Origin of the sequence: Streptomyces canus (assembly GCF_041435015.1) — a bacterium.
Classification (GTDB): Bacteria; Actinomycetota; Actinomycetes; order Streptomycetales; family Streptomycetaceae; genus Streptomyces; species Streptomyces canus_G.
The window spans coordinates 3,275,520-3,292,945 of record NZ_CP107989.1; the positions used below are offsets into that span (position 1 = coordinate 3,275,520).

General features: G+C 69.7%; 17 protein-coding genes and 5 tRNA genes. 6 read left to right on the top strand and 16 right to left on the bottom strand.

All coding sequences use genetic code 11. The features are described 5' to 3' along the window. Positions 1 to 80: 80 nt before the first annotated feature. Together OG841_RS14460 and OG841_RS14465 are read right to left on the bottom strand one after the other, a co-directional pair. Positions 81 to 1,091, bottom strand: a complete 1,011-nt coding sequence (locus tag OG841_RS14460; protein ID WP_371565555.1) for an NAD(P)H-dependent glycerol-3-phosphate dehydrogenase — start codon at positions 1,089 to 1,091, stop codon at positions 81 to 83. Then, the gene (locus tag OG841_RS14465; protein WP_328641094.1) at positions 1,088 to 1,852 is read right to left on the bottom strand and encodes a lysophospholipid acyltransferase family protein; all 765 of its coding nucleotides are present in this window, start codon (positions 1,850 to 1,852) and stop codon (positions 1,088 to 1,090) included. The genes OG841_RS14460 and OG841_RS14465 overlap by 4 nt, the downstream gene beginning before the upstream one ends. Before the next feature lie 155 nt (positions 1,853 to 2,007). Between OG841_RS14465 and cofC the strand changes: the two genes are divergently transcribed. Next, the gene (cofC, locus tag OG841_RS14470) at positions 2,008 to 2,646 is read left to right on the top strand and encodes a 2-phospho-L-lactate guanylyltransferase (RefSeq protein ID WP_328641093.1); all 639 of its coding nucleotides are present in this window, start codon (positions 2,008 to 2,010) and stop codon (positions 2,644 to 2,646) included. 9 nt (positions 2,647 to 2,655) lie between these two features. Beyond that, positions 2,656 to 2,850 carry a hypothetical protein gene (locus OG841_RS14475; protein WP_371565558.1) on the top strand — a complete coding sequence of 65 codons (195 nt, stop codon included), beginning with the start codon at positions 2,656 to 2,658 and terminating at the stop codon, positions 2,848 to 2,850. An 84-nt stretch (positions 2,851 to 2,934) separates the two neighbouring features. Here the strand turns inward: OG841_RS14475 and OG841_RS14480 are convergent, their stop codons facing one another. From OG841_RS14480 to leuC, 4 genes are all read right to left on the bottom strand, one after another. Continuing rightward, the gene (locus OG841_RS14480; RefSeq protein ID WP_328641092.1) at positions 2,935 to 3,576 is read right to left on the bottom strand and encodes an HU family DNA-binding protein; all 642 of its coding nucleotides are present in this window, start codon (positions 3,574 to 3,576) and stop codon (positions 2,935 to 2,937) included. 137 nt (positions 3,577 to 3,713) lie between these two features. Continuing rightward, positions 3,714 to 3,944, bottom strand: coding sequence for a hypothetical protein (locus OG841_RS14485; RefSeq protein ID WP_007384922.1), 231 nt, complete (start codon positions 3,942 to 3,944; stop codon positions 3,714 to 3,716). A 298-nt stretch (positions 3,945 to 4,242) separates the two neighbouring features. Further along, positions 4,243 to 4,836, bottom strand: coding sequence for a 3-isopropylmalate dehydratase small subunit (gene leuD, locus OG841_RS14490; protein WP_328641091.1), 594 nt, complete (start codon positions 4,834 to 4,836; stop codon positions 4,243 to 4,245). Positions 4,837 to 4,841: 5 nt separating this feature from the next. Continuing rightward, complete coding sequence (leuC, locus tag OG841_RS14495; protein ID WP_266559217.1) at positions 4,842 to 6,266, bottom strand: 3-isopropylmalate dehydratase large subunit; 1,425 nt, start codon at positions 6,264 to 6,266, stop codon at positions 4,842 to 4,844. A 188-nt stretch (positions 6,267 to 6,454) separates the two neighbouring features. Between leuC and ndgR the strand changes: the two genes are divergently transcribed. Then, complete coding sequence (gene ndgR, locus OG841_RS14500) at positions 6,455 to 7,171, top strand: IclR family transcriptional regulator NdgR (protein ID WP_007384919.1); 717 nt, start codon at positions 6,455 to 6,457, stop codon at positions 7,169 to 7,171. Between the two features lie 160 nt (positions 7,172 to 7,331). Here the strand turns inward: ndgR and OG841_RS14505 are convergent, their stop codons facing one another. Then, positions 7,332 to 7,847 carry a DUF4188 domain-containing protein gene (locus OG841_RS14505; RefSeq protein WP_328641090.1) on the bottom strand — a complete coding sequence of 172 codons (516 nt, stop codon included), beginning with the start codon at positions 7,845 to 7,847 and terminating at the stop codon, positions 7,332 to 7,334. A 79-nt stretch (positions 7,848 to 7,926) separates the two neighbouring features. Here OG841_RS14505 and OG841_RS14510 point away from each other — a divergent pair, with 79 nt between their 5' ends. Next, positions 7,927 to 8,571 carry a MerR family transcriptional regulator gene (locus OG841_RS14510; protein ID WP_371565570.1) on the top strand — a complete coding sequence of 215 codons (645 nt, stop codon included), beginning with the start codon at positions 7,927 to 7,929 and terminating at the stop codon, positions 8,569 to 8,571. Positions 8,572 to 8,620: 49 nt separating this feature from the next. On the opposite strand, the gene OG841_RS14515 is transcribed toward OG841_RS14510, so the two are convergent. The 6 genes from OG841_RS14515 to OG841_RS14540 form a co-directional block, all read right to left on the bottom strand. After that, positions 8,621 to 8,693: transfer RNA gene (locus tag OG841_RS14515), tRNA-Glu, on the bottom strand. A 28-nt stretch (positions 8,694 to 8,721) separates the two neighbouring features. Further along, positions 8,722 to 8,793 (bottom strand) — tRNA-Gln (locus tag OG841_RS14520). Positions 8,794 to 8,813: 20 nt separating this feature from the next. After that, positions 8,814 to 8,886, bottom strand: a tRNA-Glu gene (locus tag OG841_RS14525). A gap of 62 nt (positions 8,887 to 8,948) precedes the next feature. After that, positions 8,949 to 9,021 (bottom strand) — tRNA-Glu (locus OG841_RS14530). A 42-nt stretch (positions 9,022 to 9,063) separates the two neighbouring features. Further along, a tRNA-Gln gene (locus tag OG841_RS14535) sits at positions 9,064 to 9,135 on the bottom strand. Between the two features lie 91 nt (positions 9,136 to 9,226). Continuing rightward, a complete protein-coding gene (locus OG841_RS14540; protein WP_365122487.1) occupies positions 9,227 to 9,961 on the bottom strand; it encodes an HAD family hydrolase in 735 nt (244 codons plus the stop codon). 96 nt (positions 9,962 to 10,057) lie between these two features. Between OG841_RS14540 and OG841_RS14545 the strand changes: the two genes are divergently transcribed. Continuing rightward, positions 10,058 to 10,342: a type II toxin-antitoxin system RelE family toxin gene (locus OG841_RS14545; protein WP_057616454.1), complete on the top strand. Its 285-nt coding sequence runs from the start codon at positions 10,058 to 10,060 to the stop codon at positions 10,340 to 10,342. A gap of 56 nt (positions 10,343 to 10,398) precedes the next feature. Here OG841_RS14545 and gltX read toward each other — a convergent pair whose 3' ends face one another. The 3 genes from gltX to OG841_RS14560 form a co-directional block, all read right to left on the bottom strand. Beyond that, positions 10,399 to 11,883, bottom strand: coding sequence for a glutamate--tRNA ligase (gltX, locus tag OG841_RS14550; RefSeq protein ID WP_371565572.1), 1,485 nt, complete (start codon positions 11,881 to 11,883; stop codon positions 10,399 to 10,401). Beyond that, on the bottom strand, positions 11,867 to 12,652 hold the full coding sequence (locus OG841_RS14555; protein ID WP_371565573.1) for a fumarylacetoacetate hydrolase family protein: 786 nt from the start codon (positions 12,650 to 12,652) through the stop codon (positions 11,867 to 11,869). The genes gltX and OG841_RS14555 overlap by 17 nt, the downstream gene beginning before the upstream one ends. A 151-nt stretch (positions 12,653 to 12,803) precedes the next feature. Continuing rightward, complete coding sequence (locus tag OG841_RS14560; protein WP_371565575.1) at positions 12,804 to 12,986, bottom strand: hypothetical protein; 183 nt, start codon at positions 12,984 to 12,986, stop codon at positions 12,804 to 12,806. Positions 12,987 to 13,550: 564 nt separating this feature from the next. Here OG841_RS14560 and OG841_RS14565 point away from each other — a divergent pair. Then, positions 13,551 to 17,417: a sensor histidine kinase gene (locus OG841_RS14565; RefSeq protein WP_328641084.1), complete on the top strand. Its 3,867-nt coding sequence runs from the start codon at positions 13,551 to 13,553 to the stop codon at positions 17,415 to 17,417. Positions 17,418 to 17,426 lie beyond the last annotated feature (9 nt).

The window sequence follows — 17,426 nt, forward strand, 5'->3', positions numbered from 1 at the left end:
CGCGTTGAGAGTACCCGTTGGTAGTGCCTCGATACAGCGTGCGCCCCCGCGGCGAACGAGGCAAAAAGCGAGGCCGTAGCTCAGCGTCGTTCGGGTTTCGCGCTGCGCGACATCAGCTCCTTGACGGCGACCACCGGGGCCTTGCCCTCGTGCACGATGCCGACGACGGTCTCGGTGATCGGCATGTCGACGCCGTGCCTGCGGGCCAGATCCAGCACGGACTCACATGACTTGACGCCCTCCGCGGTCTGCTTGGTGACCGCGATGGTCTCCTGCAGGGTCATGCCCTTGCCGAGGTTGGTGCCGAAGGTGTGGTTGCGCGACAGCGGTGAGGAGCAGGTCGCCACCAGGTCGCCGAGACCGGCGAGTCCGGAGAACGTCAGCGGGTCGGCGCCCATGGCGAGTCCGAGCCGGGTCGTCTCCGCGAGACCGCGCGTGATGAGCGAGCCCTTGGCGTTGTCACCGAGGCCCATGCCGTCCGCGATGCCGACGGCGAGGCCGATGACGTTCTTCACGGCGCCGCCGAGTTCGCAGCCCACCACGTCGGTGTTGGTGTACGGGCGGAAGTACGGCGTGTGGCAGGAGGCCTGGAGCCGCCGGGCGACCGCCTCGTCGGTGCAGGCGACCACGGCGGCGGCCGGCATCCGGGCGGCGATCTCCCGCGCGAGGTTGGGGCCGGTGACCACGGCGATGCGGTCGGCGCCGACCTTCGCGACGTCCTCGATCACCTCGCTCATCCGCATGGCGGAGCCGAGTTCGACGCCCTTCATGAGGGAGACGAGGACGGTGTCGGGCGCGAGCAGGGGGGTCCACTCGGCGAGGTTGGCGCGCAGGGTCTGCGAGGGGATCGCGAGGACGGTCAACTCCGCGTCGCGCGCTGCCTCCGCGGCGTCCGCCGTGGCCCGGAGGTTCTCCGGGAGTTCGACGCCGGGGAGGTAGTCCGGGTTCGTCCGCGTGGAGTTGACGGCTTCCGCGAGTTCGGGACGCCTCGCCCACAGGGTGACCTCGCACCCCGCGTCGGCGAGCACCATGCCGAACGCGGTGCCCCAGGAACCGGTACCGAAGACGGCCGCCTTGACGGGCTTGCTCACTTGGTCTTCTCCCCCTCGTGGCCGCTCTGGGCCTGGGTCCGGCGCCGCTGCTCGATCCGCTCGCGGCGCGGGTCGTACGCCGTCTCGGGCGCCTTCTCGCCGCGGATCAGCTCCAGCTGGGCGGTGACGGCGGCCATGATGACCTCGGTGGCCTCCTTCAGGAGGTCCGGGGTCATCTCCTTGCCGTAGAAGGGCGACAGGTCCACGGGCGGGCCCGCCAGGACGTGCGAGGTCTTGCGCGGAAGCACGTGGAGCTTCTTGGCGTAGGGCGGCAGGAGTTCGTTGGCGCCCCACTGCGCGACGGGGATCACCGGGCACTTGGTCTGGAGGGCCACCCGCGCGGCACCGGTCTTGCCGATCATGGGCCACTGGTCGGGGTCCCGGGTGATGGTGCCCTCGGGGTAGAACGCGACGCATTCGCCGCGGTCCACGGCGTCGATGGCGGCCCTGAAGGCGCTGAGCGCGTCCGTGGTCTCGCGGTAGACGGGAATCTGCCCCGTGCCGCGCATCATGGCGCCGATGAATCCCTTGCTGAAAAGACCGCTCTTCGCGAGGAATCGCGGAACGCGTCCGGTGTTGTACTGGAAGTGCGCGTACGCGAAGGGATCGATGTGCGAATTATGGTTGACCGCAGTGATAAATCCGCCGTCGGCCGGAATATGCTCCATTCCGCGCCAGTCCCGCTTGATCAGAACCACGAGCGGCGGTTTGGCGATCACCGCTGCCAGGCGGTACCAGAAGCCGATTCTGCGGCGGGGCACGCGGACACCTTCCTCTAGGGCCTGGGGGGCCGCACAAGTGTCGCCCCAGGCCGCCGGTCTGTCGAGAACACCGTACGCCCCGCCACCGACACCGCCAGATGGGCCGCGTGACGACTGAGTGACAATGGCCGCCACAAGAGAAGGACGGAACACGCGTGCAGTGGACGTTGGTCATCCCGCTGAAGCCCTTGGCGCGGGCCAAGAGCAGGCTCTCGGACACCGCCGACGACGGGGTACGCCCGGGTCTGGCCCTCGCCTTCGCCCAGGACACCGTGGCGGCCGCGCTGGCCTGCCCCGCGGTCGGTGATGTGGCGGTAGTCACGAATGACGCCCTGGCGGGCCGCGAGCTGGTGGCCCTGGGCGCCCGGATCGTCCCCGACGAACCAGGGGGCGGCCTGAACGCGGCCCTGTCGCACGCGGCGGCCGTCGTACGGTCCACGCGTCCCGAAAGCGCCCTCGCGGCCCTGAACGCCGATCTCCCGGCGCTACGGCCCCTGGAATTGGCCCGGGTCCTCGACGCTGCCGCGGAATTCCCGCGCGCTTTTCTCGCGGACGCCGCAACAATCGGCACCACTCTGCTGGCGGCCCGACAAGACGCGGAATTGCTCCCGGCCTTCGGCCCGGATTCCCGCGCACGACATCGCGCCTCGGGAGCGACGGAACTCCCCCTCACCGAGGTGGATTCCGTACGACAGGACGTGGACACCGGCGAGGATCTGCGGGCCGCGCTCGCCCTCGGTGTGGGCCCCCGGACGGCCGCCGCCGCTGCGCGGTTGCTGATTCCCGGGCAGTAGGCTGCGGCCATGCAGGCGACCGCGTACACGTACGACCCCGAAAGCCGCAGCGGGCAGGTGCTTCTCGACGACGGCACCCCCGTCCCCTTCGACACACCGGCGTTCGACGCGGGCGGTCTGAGGCTGCTGCGTCCCGGACAGCGCGTGCGCATCGAGATGGACGGGGACAAGAAGGTCACGCTGGTGACCCTCCAGACCTTCTGAACCCCCTGTCTGAACCCCCTGTGCACACGCCGCGGGCCGGACTCCGATGCGGAGTCCGGCCCGGCGCGTGAGTGCCCTGTGCCCTTACCTCTTGCGGGCCGTGGCCTTCTTGGCGGTGGTGGTGCGAGCCGTCGACTTCTTGGCGGGGGCCTTCTTGGCGGTCGCCTTCTTCGCCGGGGCCTTCTTGGCCGTCGCCTTCTTGGCGGTGGTCTTCTTCGCGGCGGTGGTCTTGGCGGTCGCCGTGGTCTTGGCGGGCGCCTTCTTCGCCGTGGTCTTCTTCGCGGTGGCCGTCGTCTTCTTGGCCGTCGTCTTCCTCGCGGTGGTCTTCTTGGCGGCAGCGGTCTTGGCGGTGGCCTTCTTCGCGGCCGCCTTCTTGACCGTGGCCGAAGCCCCGCCGGTCAGGCTGCCCTTGGGCGCCTTCTTGACCGCGACGTCGTTCTTCGGGAGCTTCTTCGTGCCGCTCACCAGGTCCTTGAAGCCCTGGCCCGCGCGGAAGCGCGGAACGGAGGTCTTCTTGACCCGAACCCGCTCGCCCGTCTGGGGGTTACGGGCGTAACGGGCCGGCCGGTCGACCTTCTCGAACGAACCGAAGCCGGTGACCGAGACCCGGTCGCCCGCGACCGTCGCGCGGACGATGGCGTCCAGGACCGCGTCGACCGCGTCGGCGGCCTGCTGGCGGCCGCCGACCTTGTCGGCAATCGCTTCTACGAGCTGCGCCTTGTTCACGTCTTCCCCTTCGGAGACATTGCCCGAACGAAAGTGTTCAAGCTTTTTCGCACGTTAGGCAGATATATACCGCAAATCAAACACGAAACGGGCTTATCACCCTTGTGCCGCAACGAACTCGGCTGCTCTGGACTTGTTCAGCGTTCCTCTTCCGGGATCCGCCCCGCGTCGAGGTCGGCCATGAACCCCTCCAGACGCCTTGTCGCTTCGACGACGTCGTGCTTGGCCGCGGCCGTAATGACCAGCAGCTTCCGGGTCAGCGCCATCCGTACGCCCTCCGGGACTTGCAGTGCGCGCACTCTTGCGTGCGCTTCCTTGAGTTGGTCCGCGACTGCCGCATAGAGCTCGAGTTGGCCGTCGTGTTCCATGCACAGATTGTGCCATCTGGGGCGAGTTGTCGCCTGCTAGGGGTGCAACTGCCGCCTCAAACGGCCTTCCGGGCACATCCGGAAGCCACGGCTACAAGGGACGCGTACCCCGACAACACCCGCCGTAACGTGGGAAGTTGAACGGGCGTGTCGCAGCGCGCGAGGCCGTCCGGGCGCAGACACGGCCGTACCCCCGATCGGGCTGATCGGGGGTACGGCGGGGGTGTTGAGGTGGCCGAAACTCGACCTGTTCAGTTGCTCCGAAGGAGGGTTCCGGGTGTTCCGGCCGCCCTCGGGGTCAGCTCTGGAGCGTCCTCGGCTTGTACGAGGGCCGCTTGGCCTCGTACGTGGCGATGTCGGCCTCGTTCTGGAGGGTGATGGAGATGTCGTCCAGGCCGTTCAGCAGCCGCCAGCGGGAGTTCTCGTCCAGCTCGAAGCTCGCCGTGATGCCCTCGGCGCGCACCTCGCGGGCCTGGAGGTCGACCGTGATCTCGGCCTCGGGGTCGTTCTCCGTGAGCCCCTGGAGCGCGTCCACGATCTTCTGCTCCAGAACCACCGTGAGCAGGCCGTTCTTGAGCGAGTTGCCACGGAAGATGTCGGCGAAGCGGGAGGAGATGACGGTCTTGAAGCCGTAGTTCTGCAGCGCCCACACCGCGTGCTCACGGGAGGATCCGGTGCCGAAGTCGGGGCCGGCGACCAGGACCGTGGCGCCCTTGCGCTCGGGCTGGTTGAGGATGAATTTCTCGTCCTTGCGCCAGGCTTCGAACAGTCCGTCCTCGAACCCGTCCCGCGTGACCTTCTTGAGCCAGTGAGCAGGGATGATCTGGTCGGTGTCGACGTTGGAACGGCGCAGCGGGACGGCCCGGCCGGTGTGCGTGGTGAATGCTTCCATGACTCTCAGACTCCAGCGGCGACAGGGGCGTCGGACAGGTCGGCGGGCGAAGCCAGGTGGCCGAGGACGGCGGTCGCGGCCGCGACCTGCGGCGACACCAGGTGCGTACGACCGCCCTTGCCCTGCCGGCCCTCGAAGTTGCGGTTGGAGGTGGACGCGGAGCGCTCACCGGGGGCCAGCTGGTCCGGGTTCATGCCCAGACACATCGAGCAGCCCGCGTGCCGCCATTCGGCGCCGGCCTCCTTGAAGACGACGTCCAGGCCCTCGGAGACGGCCTGCAGACCCACGCGCGCGGAGCCGGGGACGACCAGCATCCGTACGCCGTCGGCGACTTTGCGGCCCTTGACGAGCTCGGCGGCGGCGCGCAGGTCCTCGATACGGCCGTTGGTGCATGAACCTACGAAGACGGTGTCCACCTTGATGGAGCGCAGCGGCTGCCCAGCCTCCAACCCCATGTATTCCAGGGCCTTTTCGGCGGCGAGGCGCTCCGAAGCGTCTTCGTACGAAGCAGGGTCGGGGACGTCCGCCGAAAGCGGCGCGCCCTGGCCGGGGTTGGTGCCCCAGGTGACGAACGGCGCCAGCTCGTCGGCCTTGATGACGACCTCGGCGTCGAACTCGGCGTCCTCGTCCGTCTTCAGCGTCTTCCAGTACGCGACGGCCGCGTCCCAGTCCTCGCCCTTGGGCGCGTGCGGGCGGCCCTCGAGGTAGTCGAAGGTGGTCTGGTCGGGGGCGATCATGCCTGCGCGGGCGCCGGCCTCGATCGACATGTTGCAGATGGTCATGCGGGCTTCCATCGAGAGCTTCTCGATGGCGGAGCCGCGGTACTCCAGGACGTACCCCTGGCCGCCGCCGGTGCCGATCCTGGCGATGATCGCCAGGATCAGGTCCTTGGCGGTGACGCCGTCGGGCAGTTCTCCGTCGACCGTGATGGCCATGGTCTTCGGGCGGACCAGCGGCAGCGTCTGGGTGGCCAGGACGTGCTCCACCTGGGAGGTGCCGATGCCGAACGCCAGGCCGCCGAAGGCGCCGTGCGTGGAGGTGTGCGAGTCGCCGCAGACCACGGTCATGCCGGGCTGGGTCAGTCCGAGCTGCGGACCCACCACGTGCACGACGCCCTGCTCGACGTCGCCCAGCGGGTGCAGGCGGACGCCGAAGTCGGCGCAGTTCTTGCGCAGCGTCTCCAGCTGGACACGCGAGACCGGGTCGGCGATCGGCTTGTCGATGTCGAGGGTCGGGGTGTTGTGGTCCTCGGTGGCGATGGTCAGGTCGAGCCGGCGCACCTGGCGACCGCTCTTGCGCAGACCGTCGAAGGCCTGCGGGCTGGTCACCTCGTGCAGCAGGTGCAGATCGATGAAGAGGAGGTCGGGCTCGCCCTCGGCGCGCCGGACGACATGGTCGTCCCAGACCTTCTCCGCGAGTGTCCTACCCATCGCTTTCCCTCCGGCCGGCAAACGTCCACCGGCCCAACTAGAGATCTTGAGGAGACGGCGCCCGGCCCCAGTTCACGGGCGCCCGTCACCCGGCCCGTACGGTCACCGGGCCGCTGTGTCTACAAGGGTTGCGCGTCTCACGAAAAAAGGAACTTGCGTTTCACAGAGTGAGACGTGAGTATCGTTTCATGGACAACAGTAGCGGCGTCGGCGTTCTGGACAAGGCAGCCCTTGTCCTGAGCGCTCTGGAGTCCGGTCCGGCCACCCTCGCGGGCTTGGTCGCGGCGACCGGACTGGCACGACCCACGGCCCACCGGCTGGCCGTGGCTCTGGAACACCACCGCATGGTGGCACGCGACATGCAGGGCCGTTTCATTCTGGGCCCGCGCCTCGCCGAGCTGGCCGCGGCCGCCGGCGAGGACCGCCTCCTCGCGACGGCCGGCCCGGTGCTCACGCATCTGCGGGACATCACCGGCGAGAGCGCACAGCTCTACCGCCGCCAGGGCGACATGCGTATCTGCGTCGCCGCGGCGGAGCGCCTGTCGGGCCTCAGGGACACGGTCCCGGTCGGCTCGACGCTCACCATGAAGGCCGGCTCCTCGGCCCAGATCCTGATGGCCTGGGAGGAGCCGGAGCGTCTGCACCGCGGTCTCCAGGGCGCCCGCTTCACGGCCACGGCCCTGTCGGGCGTACGGCGCCGCGGCTGGGCCCAGTCCATCGGCGAGCGCGAGCCGGGCGTGGCGTCCGTGTCCGCGCCCGTACGCGGCCCCTCCAACCGCGTGGTGGCCGCCGTCTCGGTCTCCGGCCCCATCGAGCGCCTGACCCGCCACCCGGGCCGCATGCACGCCCAGGCGGTCATCGACGCCGCCGCCCGCCTCTCCGAGGCACTGCGCCGCACGGGCTGAGGAGCAGGGGACGGTCGTATCCCCGTCGGCTCAGGACCAGCCTCAACGCCGCGGCAGATCTTGGACCTACGGGGATCGGACCCACCCGAAGGAGCGCGGGGAAGTGCGCGAGCACCCACCGACAGCTCCTATACGCCCCACAGGGCTCCCCCTATGACGTTCAGGCGTCCGCCGACTCCCCGGACCGATGGGCGAACCGCTCTTTCGCGTACCGCCCGCGCGCGGCGACCGGCACCTGTCCATGTGCCGCGGCGAGTCCGAACGCCGGCATGTCCGCGTAGATCGACTCGTAGGACCCCTCCGGCACCACATACGCCTCGTGCCACAGCCCCACGTGCTGCCGTGCCCTCCCCGCCTTCTCCTTGCGGTTGATGATCGCCCACGCCCTGTGGTGGAACATCTCCGGCGAGTGCGCGTAGGCGTACAGCTTCTCCTTCGACTCCCAGTACTGGACGACGTAGTACGTCCGCGGTGAGGCCGTCAGCAGCACATGCGAGAGCAGCCCCCGCTCCGGAGCCCTCCGCAGCTCCCGCAGCATCCGCGGCATGGCCAGGAAGACCGGGACCCAGTGGTGCACGGCCCAGAAGTGGTTGATGCGCATCCCGATCAGCAGGACGACCACGTCCCTCTCCGCGGACGCGGTGGTGCGGCCTGCGACGACCTTCTTCCCGACCATGGAACCCCCTCGTTGGCGAGCAGCACTATCCGACTGCGCATGCTTGGATAGTGCCGGTATCCGAGAGGGGGTGCAAGAGATGCGGCTGGCCGAACTCAGCGAGCACAGCGGTGTGTCCACCGCGACGATCAAGTACTACCTGCGCGAAGGGCTGTTGCCGCCGGGCCGCCAGATCAACGCCACGACGGCCGAGTACGACGAGGAGCATCTACGTCGGCTGCGGCTGGTGCGCGCGATGATCCAGGTGGGCCGAGTGCCGGTGGCGAAGGTGCGCGAGGTCCTCGGACACGTGGACGACGACTCCCTGGGCCGCTCGATCCGTCTCGGCGCGGCGCTGTGGGCCCTGCCGCAGGTGCCCGAGCCGGACGAGGACGACGAGTACGTCCGGGCCGCGCACCAGGAGGTCACCGCACTCCTGGACCGGCTCGACTGGGAGAACGCCAAGCAGCTGACGACCATCTCCCCCGCGTACCGCTCGCTGGTGGTGGCGGTGGCCGCGTTCCGCCGGCTCGGCTACGCGTGGGGAGCCGAACAGCTCGCGCCGTACGCCGAGTTGATGCACCGGACAGCCGTCCTCGACCTGGACAACCTGGAGACGCACCCGTCGGAGGCGGAGTGGATCGAGTTCGCGATCCTGGGCGCGATCCTCAACGAGCCGCTGCTGCAGTCGCTGCACCGGCTGGCCCAGGAGGAGGAGTCGACGCGGCGCTACGGCTTCGCATGACCCGGGCACGGCGAAGGCCCTCCACCGAAGTGAAGGGCCTTCCTCTACGTACCCCCGACCGGATTCGAACCGGCGCTACCGCCTTGAGAGGGCGGCGTGCTAGGCCGCTACACAACGGGGGCGTGGAGCCTGCGTTTCCGCAGGTCCGAGCTGGTCTACCTGGACTCGAACCAAGAATGACGGTACCAGAAACCGTAGTGTTGCCAATTACACCATAGACCAAGGTGATTTAGAGTAAATCGTACCCCCGACCGGATTCGAACCGGCGCTACCGCCTTGAGAGGGCGGCGTGCTAGGCCGCTACACAACGGGGGCCCTAGCGATCCTGCATGAACGTCAGCGGGTGCGACCCTGACTGACCCTCCGGGAAGGATCTGTACCCCCGACCGGATTCGAACCGGCGCTACTGCCTTGAGAGGGCAGCGTGCTAGGCCGCTACACAACGGGGGCTTCGCGGAGTTGATCTCCGCCTTTGCAGATGAGCTCTGCGAGCTGGCCTACCTGGACTCGAACCAAGACTAACTGAACCAGAATCAGTCGTGCTGCCAATTACACCATAGGCCACTGGAACTCAAGCCCCTACGGGGATCTTGTTCTAGTTTGCTCCTCCGGATCCCGGCCTTTCGGCCCGCTCCCCGGCGGCGCAGGAAGAACATTACCTGAAGGTGGACGGGGCTCCAAAACGACTATCCGCGCCGAGGATCGCGGGGAGTTCGGCGAGCGAGGCGATGCGCCGCGGTCCGGCGGGGGTGGGGACATGGGCGTGCACACTGCCGTCGCGGTCGACCCAGACCGACAGCAGTCCGGCCTCGGCGGCGCCCCGGCCGTCGATCTCCGGGTGGTCGCCGACGTACGCCACCTGGTGCGGGGCCAGCTCCAGGGCGTCACAGGCCGCGAGGAAGGCTCCGGCCTCGGGCTTGGAGACGCCCAGTTCGGCGGCGCACAGGATGACCTCGAAGCGGTCGTGCACGCCGAGCACGCGCAGCTTGTGGTCCTGGACGCGGATGCTGGAGTTGGACAGCACGGCGTGTCGGTGACTGGCGGCGAGGGCGTCGAGGGCGGGCAGCACGTCGGGGAAGAGGGTCCAGGCGGTCTCGTAGTGCGCGATGTACCGCTGGAACCAGGCGTCCGCCTCCGTGTCGGTCAGCTCCTCGCCCAGGAACACCCGTACCCGGTCCCGCCGCTGACCCTGGAAGTCGACCTCCCCCGCCGAGAACCGCGCCCACTGGGTTTCCGTGATCGCCCGCCACCGCACGATGGCTTGCTCGACGTTCTCGTACGCCTCGAGCAGCCCCTCGGCCGCCAGATGCAGACGCATCCCGATGCGGTCGGCCCCCGTGTAGTCGAAGAGGGTGTCGTCCACGTCCCAGACCACGGCCCTGATGCTCATGATCCGACGGTAACCCGGCATCCGGGGCCGCGTCCGGCGATTGCGGCCCCTCAGGACTCGGGCGGGCGACGCGGCGCGGACTGGCACACTGGGCTCATGACCGAGTACCGCGTCCAGTTCACCGTCGAGGCCCGGGCGACGTACGACGCTCTGCCCGGAGAGCGTCGAGCCCAGTTGGACAAGGCCGTGCGGATACTGGCTCGTGACCCGTTCCGCAAGACATCGACCGCGCAGCTCGGGCCCGATGAGCACCTGCGCAAGGCCTATGTGGCGCCCGGCGTGATGCTGGAGTACATGGTGGCCGGCGCGATCATGGTCGTCGTGGTGCTGGAGATCTTCGACGAAAGCGCCTACCTGATCGACGAGAGCGACGCGGTCTGAGACGCCGAGGGGCGGCAGCCGGAGTCCCCGGTTGCCGCCCCTCGCGCGTGCGTGCGTTACGGCGTCAGCTTCTCCAGCGCCGCGTCGATGCGGGCCAGCGTCGTCTCCCTGCCCAGGATCTCCAGGGACTCGAAGAGGGGCAGGCCGACCGTGCGGCCGGTGACGGCCACGCGGACCGGGGCCTGGGCCTTGCCGAGCTTGAGGCCATGGGTCTCGCCGGCCGCCAGGACGGCCTCCTTGAGGGACTCCGGCGAGGTCCAGTCGGCGGACTCCAGCTTCTCGCGGGCGGTGCGGAGCAGGGCGTCCGAGCCCTCCTTCATCGCCTTCGCCCAGGACGGCTCGTCGAAGACCGGCTCGGGGAGGAAGAGGAAGTCGACGTTGTCGGTGATCTCCGAGAGGACCTTCAGACGGGTCTGGGCGTGCGGGGCGATCGCCTGCCACTTCGACTCGTCGAAGTCCTCCGGGGACCAGGGGGCGAAGGGAGCCTTGAGCCACGGGGCGCAGCGCTCCGTGAAGTCCTTCACGTCCAGGAGACGGATGTGGTCGGCGTTGATCGCCTCGCACTTCTTCAGGTCGAAGCGCGCCGGGTTGGGGTTCACGTCCGCGATGTCGAAGGCCGCGACCAGCTCGTCGGTGGTGAAGATGTCCTTGTCCGCCGAGAGCGACCAGCCCAGCAGGGACAGGTAGTTGAGCAGGCCCTCGGGCAGGAAGCCGCGCTCCCGGTAGAGGTTGAGCGAGGCCTGCGGGTCACGCTTGGAGAGCTTCTTGTTGCCCTCGCCCATCACGTACGGCAGGTGCCCGAAGGCGGGCACGGACTTCGCCACACCCAGCTCGATCAGCGCCTTGTACAGGGCGATCTGGCGCGGGGTGGAGGACAGCAGGTCCTCGCCGCGCAGGACGTGCGTGATCTCCATCAGCGCGTCGTCGACCGGGTTCACCAGCGTGTAGAGGGGCGCCCCGTTGGCTCGTACGATCCCGTAGTCCGGCACGTTCTCCGGGGTGAAGGTCAGCTCGCCGCGGACCAGGTCCGTGAAGGTGATCGTCTCGTCGGGCATACGGAAGCGGACGATGGGCGTACGGCCCTCGGCCACGTACGTGGAGACCTGCTCGTCGGTCAGGTCGCGGCAGTGGCCGTCGTAGCCCGAGGGCCTGCCGGCCGCGCGAGCCGCCTCGCGACGGGTGTCCAGCTCCTCCTGGGAGCAGTAGCAGTGGTAGGCGTGACCGGCGTCCAGGAGCTTGGCGGCGACGTCCTTGTAGAGGTCCATCCGCTGCGACTGCCGGTACGGCGCGTGCGGGCCGCCGACCTCGGGGCCCTCGTCCCAGTCGAAGCCCAGCCAGCGCATCGAGTCGAGCAGCTGGTTGTAGGACTCCTCGGAGTCGCGGGCCGCGTCGGTGTCCTCGATGCGGAAGACGAGCGTGCCCTGGTGGTGCCGGGCGAACGCCCAGTTGAACAGGGCGGTGCGGACCAGGCCCACGTGGGGGTTACCGGTGGGCGAGGGGCAGAAACGTACGCGGACGGGTGCGCTAGCCACGCTTGACAACCTTGTTGGTGAGAGTGCCGATGCCTTCGATGGTGACGGCGACCTCGTCGCCGACGGTGAGCGGCCCGACGCCTGCCGGGGTGCCCGTGAGGATCACGTCGCCGGGGAGCAGCGTCATGGCCTCGGAGATGTTGACGATCAGATCCTCGATCGGGTGGATCATCTCGCTGGTGCGGCCGAGCTGGCGTTGTTCGCCGTTGACGGTGAGCTGGATCGTCAGGTCGGAGGCCGTCTCCAGGTCCAGGTCCGTCTCCACCCAGGGGCCCAGCGGGCAGGAGGTGTCGAAGCCCTTGGCCCGCGCCCACTGCTTCTCGCGCTTCTGGACGTCCCGGGCGGTGATGTCGTTCGCGCAGGTGTAGCCGAAGATCACGTCCTTGACGCGCTCGCGCGGCACCTCGCGGCACATACGGCCGATGACGACGGCGAGTTCGGCCTCGTGGTGGACGTCCGCCGAGAAGGAGGGGTACTGGATCTCGTCGCCGGGGCCGATCACCGAGGTGGAGGGCTTGAAGAAGGCGAAGGGGACGTCCGGGACCTCGTTGCCGAGTTCCTTCGCGTGGTCGGCGTAGTTACGGCCGTACGCCACGACCTTGTTGGGGAGCACCGGGGGCAGCAGCCGGACCTTGCTGAGCGGGACCTTCGTACCGGAGAGCTCGAAGTCCACGAACGGGATGCCCTTGATGATGTCGAGGACGAGCTCGTCCGGCCTGTCGCCCTCGACCGCGCCGAAGGCGACGTTCCCGTCGATGGAGAATCTGGCGATGCGCACGGGATCTGGGCGCCCCTCTACTCGGCCGGCTGGAGTCTGACGCTCCAGGCTAACGCGGGGAGGGGTGCCCCGAGGCGCTGGGACAGGCCCGTGCCTCGCGTGATGCGCCCGGGCCACCTGCCCGCGGGGCGGTGATCCGGGCGCGCTACGGTTACTTGGCGGCGGAGACCGGGATCTCCATCAGGACCGTCCGCCGGGGGTTGGCGGTCTGGGCCGGGAGGACGAGCGAGTGCTCCGGCTGCTCCGGGATCTGCAGTGCGTCGGCGTCCTCGAGGTGCGCCAGCGTCGTGCGCCGCGGGTTGGCAATGTTGCGGAACATCATCGTCGTCTTCACGGTTGTACTCGACCTCGACAGTGGTGGTGTGGACAGATGGAGCCTTCTTGTAAAGCGCCAGGCTAAACATGCCATTCCCCGCCGAAGCCGCGAAGACCTCATGATCGGCGTGTGAGTTTGCTCACTGACCTGTGGGCAAAACGGACAATCCGTAACCTTAACTCACCCCAACGAAACGGACATTGCCCCCCTGAAGCCATCATTCCGCTCCTGATCATGGCGACTGGGACACCTCCCCCCGCAGGGGGACTCGCGGACTTATGCCCGTTTTCGACGAGAACGCTTCCCACACCCGGTAACTCTGCCCTCACGTGGTGTCACGTAGGTCACGGTCTGACCCTCGGACCTTGTTGGAGATCCGGCACTGTGCTGGAATTCCACGGACCGCTGCGGGATCGAACCGGCGCACAGGGGGCGCAGAGAAGCGCCGAGCGGCGGTGAGAAGGGGGAGCAGCGCCGGTCACTCAGACCACCCGGGGTGCGTATTCAGGGCGCTCCCCACAACGCCGACACCGTGCTCCGCCGTTCTGCGGAGGAGCGCCTGGTCCAGAGGTTGCGACGCTAGTGCAGGGACGTTTCAAGAGGGATGGCAGCGCTTCGGCCGAGCCGGAGCAGCACGGCGGGACTGGCCCCAATGTCGGCAGTTCCTCCCCCCAGCACGCCCAGAACCCGGGCCCGGGCGTCGACGGCGGTTCCGGCCCCGGGCGCCTCGGCACGTCGGCGTCCTCGGGCCCGGCGGCCGCGGCCAAGCCGACGGTGAAGCCCCCGAAGGGCCCGAACGGCCCGGGATCGCGCGTGGCCCTGCGCAACTGGCGTATCTCCACGCGCCTGGTGTCGCTGCTCGCGCTCCCCGTGGTGGCGGCCACCTCGCTGGGCGCGCTGCGCATCAACGACTCCATGGACGACATTCAGCAGCTCGACAACATGAAGCTGCTGACGGAGATGACGAAGCAGGCCACCGAGCTGGCCGCGGCCCTCCAGGAGGAGCGCGACCAGTCGGCCGGTCCGCTGGCGCACGACTCCACGGCGAGCAACATCACGGTCAAGGGCTACCGGGACAAGACGGACCGGGCGGCGACCAACTTCATCAACGCCGCCGAGGACATCGACACCGCCGGCAAGGACGGCAATCTCCAGGGCGTCCGCGACAGCCTCGTCGGCCTCGTCCGCGACCTGGACACGCTGAGCAAGATCCGCGGCGACGCCTACGAGACCAAGGGCAACGCGACGCAGACGGTCGAGTCCTACCACCGCCTGATCACCCACCTGCTCGACCTCTCGCAGGACATGGCCCAGGCGACCAGCAACCCGGAGATGATCCAGAGCACGCGTGCCCTGGCGGCCTTCTCCTCCGCCAAGGAGTACGCGTCCAGCCAGCGCGCGATCCTCGCGGCGGCGCTGCCCGCGTCCAACAAGACGCTGGGCAACCTCTCCGAGACCGACCGGCTGTACGGCCAGGGTGCGCTCGACAGTGAGGCGTCCGACCTCAACACCTTCCGGAGCATCTACGGCGACAACAACGCCGAGGAGCTCCTGCAGCCCATCGAGGACGGCAACTCGAACATCGAGGCCGCCGACCAGTACGCCGGCCGTGCCTTCGGCCGCCAGGGAGGCCTCGCCGACCTGGACAAGCGCTCCTACAAGGACTGGGTCGACGACAGCTCGACCAAGATCCAGCAGATGGGCAACATCGAGCACACGCTGCTCGAGGACATGGAGCAGAAGGCCCGCGAGCTGCGCAGCGCCACCGAGCGCGACGCGATCATCGCCGGTGCGCTGATCCTGCTCGTGCTCGGCGTCTCGCTGGTCGGCGCCTTCGTCGTGGCCCGGTCCATGATCCGCTCGCTGCGCCGCCTCCAGGAGACCGCCACCAAGGTCGCCCAGGACCGGCTGCCCGAGCTGGTCAAGCAGCTGTCCGAGTCCGACCCGCAGGACGTCGACACGTCCGTGGAGTCGGTCGGTGTGCACTCCCGGGACGAGATCGGCCGCGTGGCCGCGGCCTTCGACGACGTGCACCGCGAGGCGGTCCGCCTCGCCGCCGAGCAGGCCCTGCTGCGGGGCAACGTCAACGCGATGTTCACCAACCTCTCGCGCCGCTCCCAGGGCCTCATCCAGCGCCAGCTCTCGCTCATCTCCGAGCTGGAGTCCCGCGAGGCCGACCCGGACCAGCTCTCCTCGCTCTTCAAGCTCGACCACCTCGCGACCCGCATGCGCCGTAACGGTGAGAACCTCCTCGTCCTCGCGGGCGAGGAGCCCGGCCGCCGCTGGACCCGCCCGGTCCCGCTGGTCGACGTGCTCCGTGCCGCCGCGTCCGAGGTGGAGCAGTACGAGCGCATCGAGCTGGCCTCCGTGCCGACCACCGAAGTGGCCGGCCGCGTGGTCAACGACCTCGTGCACCTGCTCGCCGAGCTGCTGGAGAACGCGACCTCGTTCTCCTCGCCGCAGACCAAGGTCAAGGTCACCGGTCACGCGCTGCCCGACGGCCGGGTGCTGATCGAGATCCACGACACCGGCATCGGCCTCTCCCCCGAGGACCTCGCCGCGATCAACGAGCGGCTCGCCTCGCCGCCCACCGTGGACGTCTCCGTCTCCCGCCGCATGGGTCTGTTCGTGGTCGGCCGGCTGTCGCAGCGCCACGGCATCCGCATCCAGCTCCGGCCTTCCGACTCCGGTGGTACGACCGCGCTGGTCATGCTGCCCGTGGATGTCGCCCAGGGCGGCAAGAAGCCCCAGCCCAAGCCCGGCCAGGGCGCCCCCGGTACCCCCGCGGCGGCCCAGGCCGCCGCCGGTGTGGCCGCGGCCCGTCGTGGTGGCGGCAACGGCCAGGGCGGTGCCCTTGGCGGTGCGCCCGGTGGCGCGGGCGGTGGCGCTCTCGGTGCCGGTGCCCCCTCGGGCGGACGGCTCAGCTCCGGTCAGGGACCGCGGGCGGCACTGCCCGGCAGTGGCCAGGGCGGTCGTCCCGGTGCGCCGGGGGGACCGCGAGGACCGCAGGGTCCCGGTACGCCCCCGCAGGGTCGGCCCGCTCCCGCCGGCGCCGGGTTCGGCGGCCAGGCACCGGGTGCTCCGCAGGGCCTCCAGGCCGCGGGCACGGGCGGTCCGGGTCAGGACGCCTTCAACGGTCAGGACGCTTTCGGCGGCGGCCAGGACGCCTTCGGCGGCCGGGGTCCCGTACCCCCGCAGTCGCAGGCCCCGAACGCCGGCCAGGCTCCCGAGCCGGGCGGCCGGCGCCGTCGGCCGCAGCTGCCGGGCCGCGGTGGTCCGCGGGCCGAGCTGCCGGGCGGCAACCAGCAGCCCCGGACGCCGAGCTGGAGCGACGAGAACGCGCAGCCGCCGGTGCCGCGCGCTTCGCTCGACGTCCCGCGCGGCCACGACGAGCAGGACCCGGCCGCCACCTCGCGGATGCCGCGGATCGACGACCACCGGGGTCCCGCGAGCACCTCCGAGTTCCCGCGGCCGGACTTCGACGCGCCGCAGAACACCGGCCAGTTCCCGAGGCCGGGTGCGAACGGTCCGCAGGGCGACTTCCCCCGTCCGGGTACGGTCGGCCCGCAGAACACGGGTCAGTTCCCGCGGCCGGGATCCAACGGCCCCCAGGACACGGGCGAGTTCCCCCGCCCTGTCACGAACGACCCGCAGAACCCGGGCCAGTTCGTCCGCCCGGACGTCTTCGGTACTCCGCCGGGGCAGAACAGCGGTTCGCAGACCGGGCAGTTCGCGACGCCGCAGGCGTACGACAGCGGCTCGACCGGCCAGTTCGCGATGCCGGGCTATGACGGCAGCTCCACCGGGCAGCATTCCCTGCCGGGTCGTCAGGACCCCGCGTCCACGGGCCAGTTCGAGCGCCCCCAGGCCAACGGCGCCGACTTCGGCGCCCCGCGGCCGCCCATGCCGCCGCGTCCGCAGCAGCGGCCGGTCCGCCAGGAGCCGGAGGCGCTGCCGCCGGCGGGTCCCGGTGACGGCCGGACGCCGCTGTACGACACGCTGGAGACCAACTGGTTCCACGGCAGCCAGCAGCAGGGACAGGGGCAGCCGGCCAACGGCAACGGCTCCTCCCCGGCTACGGCACCGCGGCAGCAGCAGGCTCCCGAGGCCCCACAGAGTTCAGCCGGCGCTCCGCAACGGCCCGCGGCCTCCGCGGGCTGGCGCAGTTCGCCCAACGACGACCTCGTCCGGCAGGCGGAGCGTGTCCGCCAGCCGGCCGCGGGCGGTGTCACCACCTCCGGTCTGCCGCGCCGGGTGCCCAGGGCGAACCTCGTCCCGGGTACGGCTCAGCAGCAACAGCACCAAAGCGGTCCGGCTGTCTCGCGTGCGCCTGACGACGTGCGCGGCCGGCTGACCAATCTCCGTCGGGGTATCGCGCAAGGTCGTCAGGTCGGCGGCAACGGCCAGACGGGCAGCTTCCCGAACCCCACTCACCAGCAGGAGCGTTAGTTGAGCCCG

Coding starts and splice junctions, on each gene's coding strand:
- OG841_RS14475 (WP_371565558.1), top strand. CDS start 2,656: ATGCAGGCGACCGCGTACACGTACGACCCCGAAAGCCGCAGCGGGCAG.
- OG841_RS14485 (WP_007384922.1), bottom strand. CDS start 3,944: ATGGAACACGACGGCCAACTCGAGCTCTATGCGGCAGTCGCGGACCAA.
- leuD (WP_328641091.1), bottom strand. CDS start 4,836: ATGGAAGCATTCACCACGCACACCGGCCGGGCCGTCCCGCTGCGCCGT.
- leuC (WP_266559217.1), bottom strand. CDS start 6,266: ATGGGTAGGACACTCGCGGAGAAGGTCTGGGACGACCATGTCGTCCGG.
- ndgR (WP_007384919.1), top strand. CDS start 6,455: ATGGACAACAGTAGCGGCGTCGGCGTTCTGGACAAGGCAGCCCTTGTC.
- OG841_RS14505 (WP_328641090.1), bottom strand. CDS start 7,847: ATGGTCGGGAAGAAGGTCGTCGCAGGCCGCACCACCGCGTCCGCGGAG.
- OG841_RS14510 (WP_371565570.1), top strand. CDS start 7,927: ATGCGGCTGGCCGAACTCAGCGAGCACAGCGGTGTGTCCACCGCGACG.
- OG841_RS14540 (WP_365122487.1), bottom strand. CDS start 9,961: ATGAGCATCAGGGCCGTGGTCTGGGACGTGGACGACACCCTCTTCGAC.
- OG841_RS14545 (WP_057616454.1), top strand. CDS start 10,058: ATGACCGAGTACCGCGTCCAGTTCACCGTCGAGGCCCGGGCGACGTAC.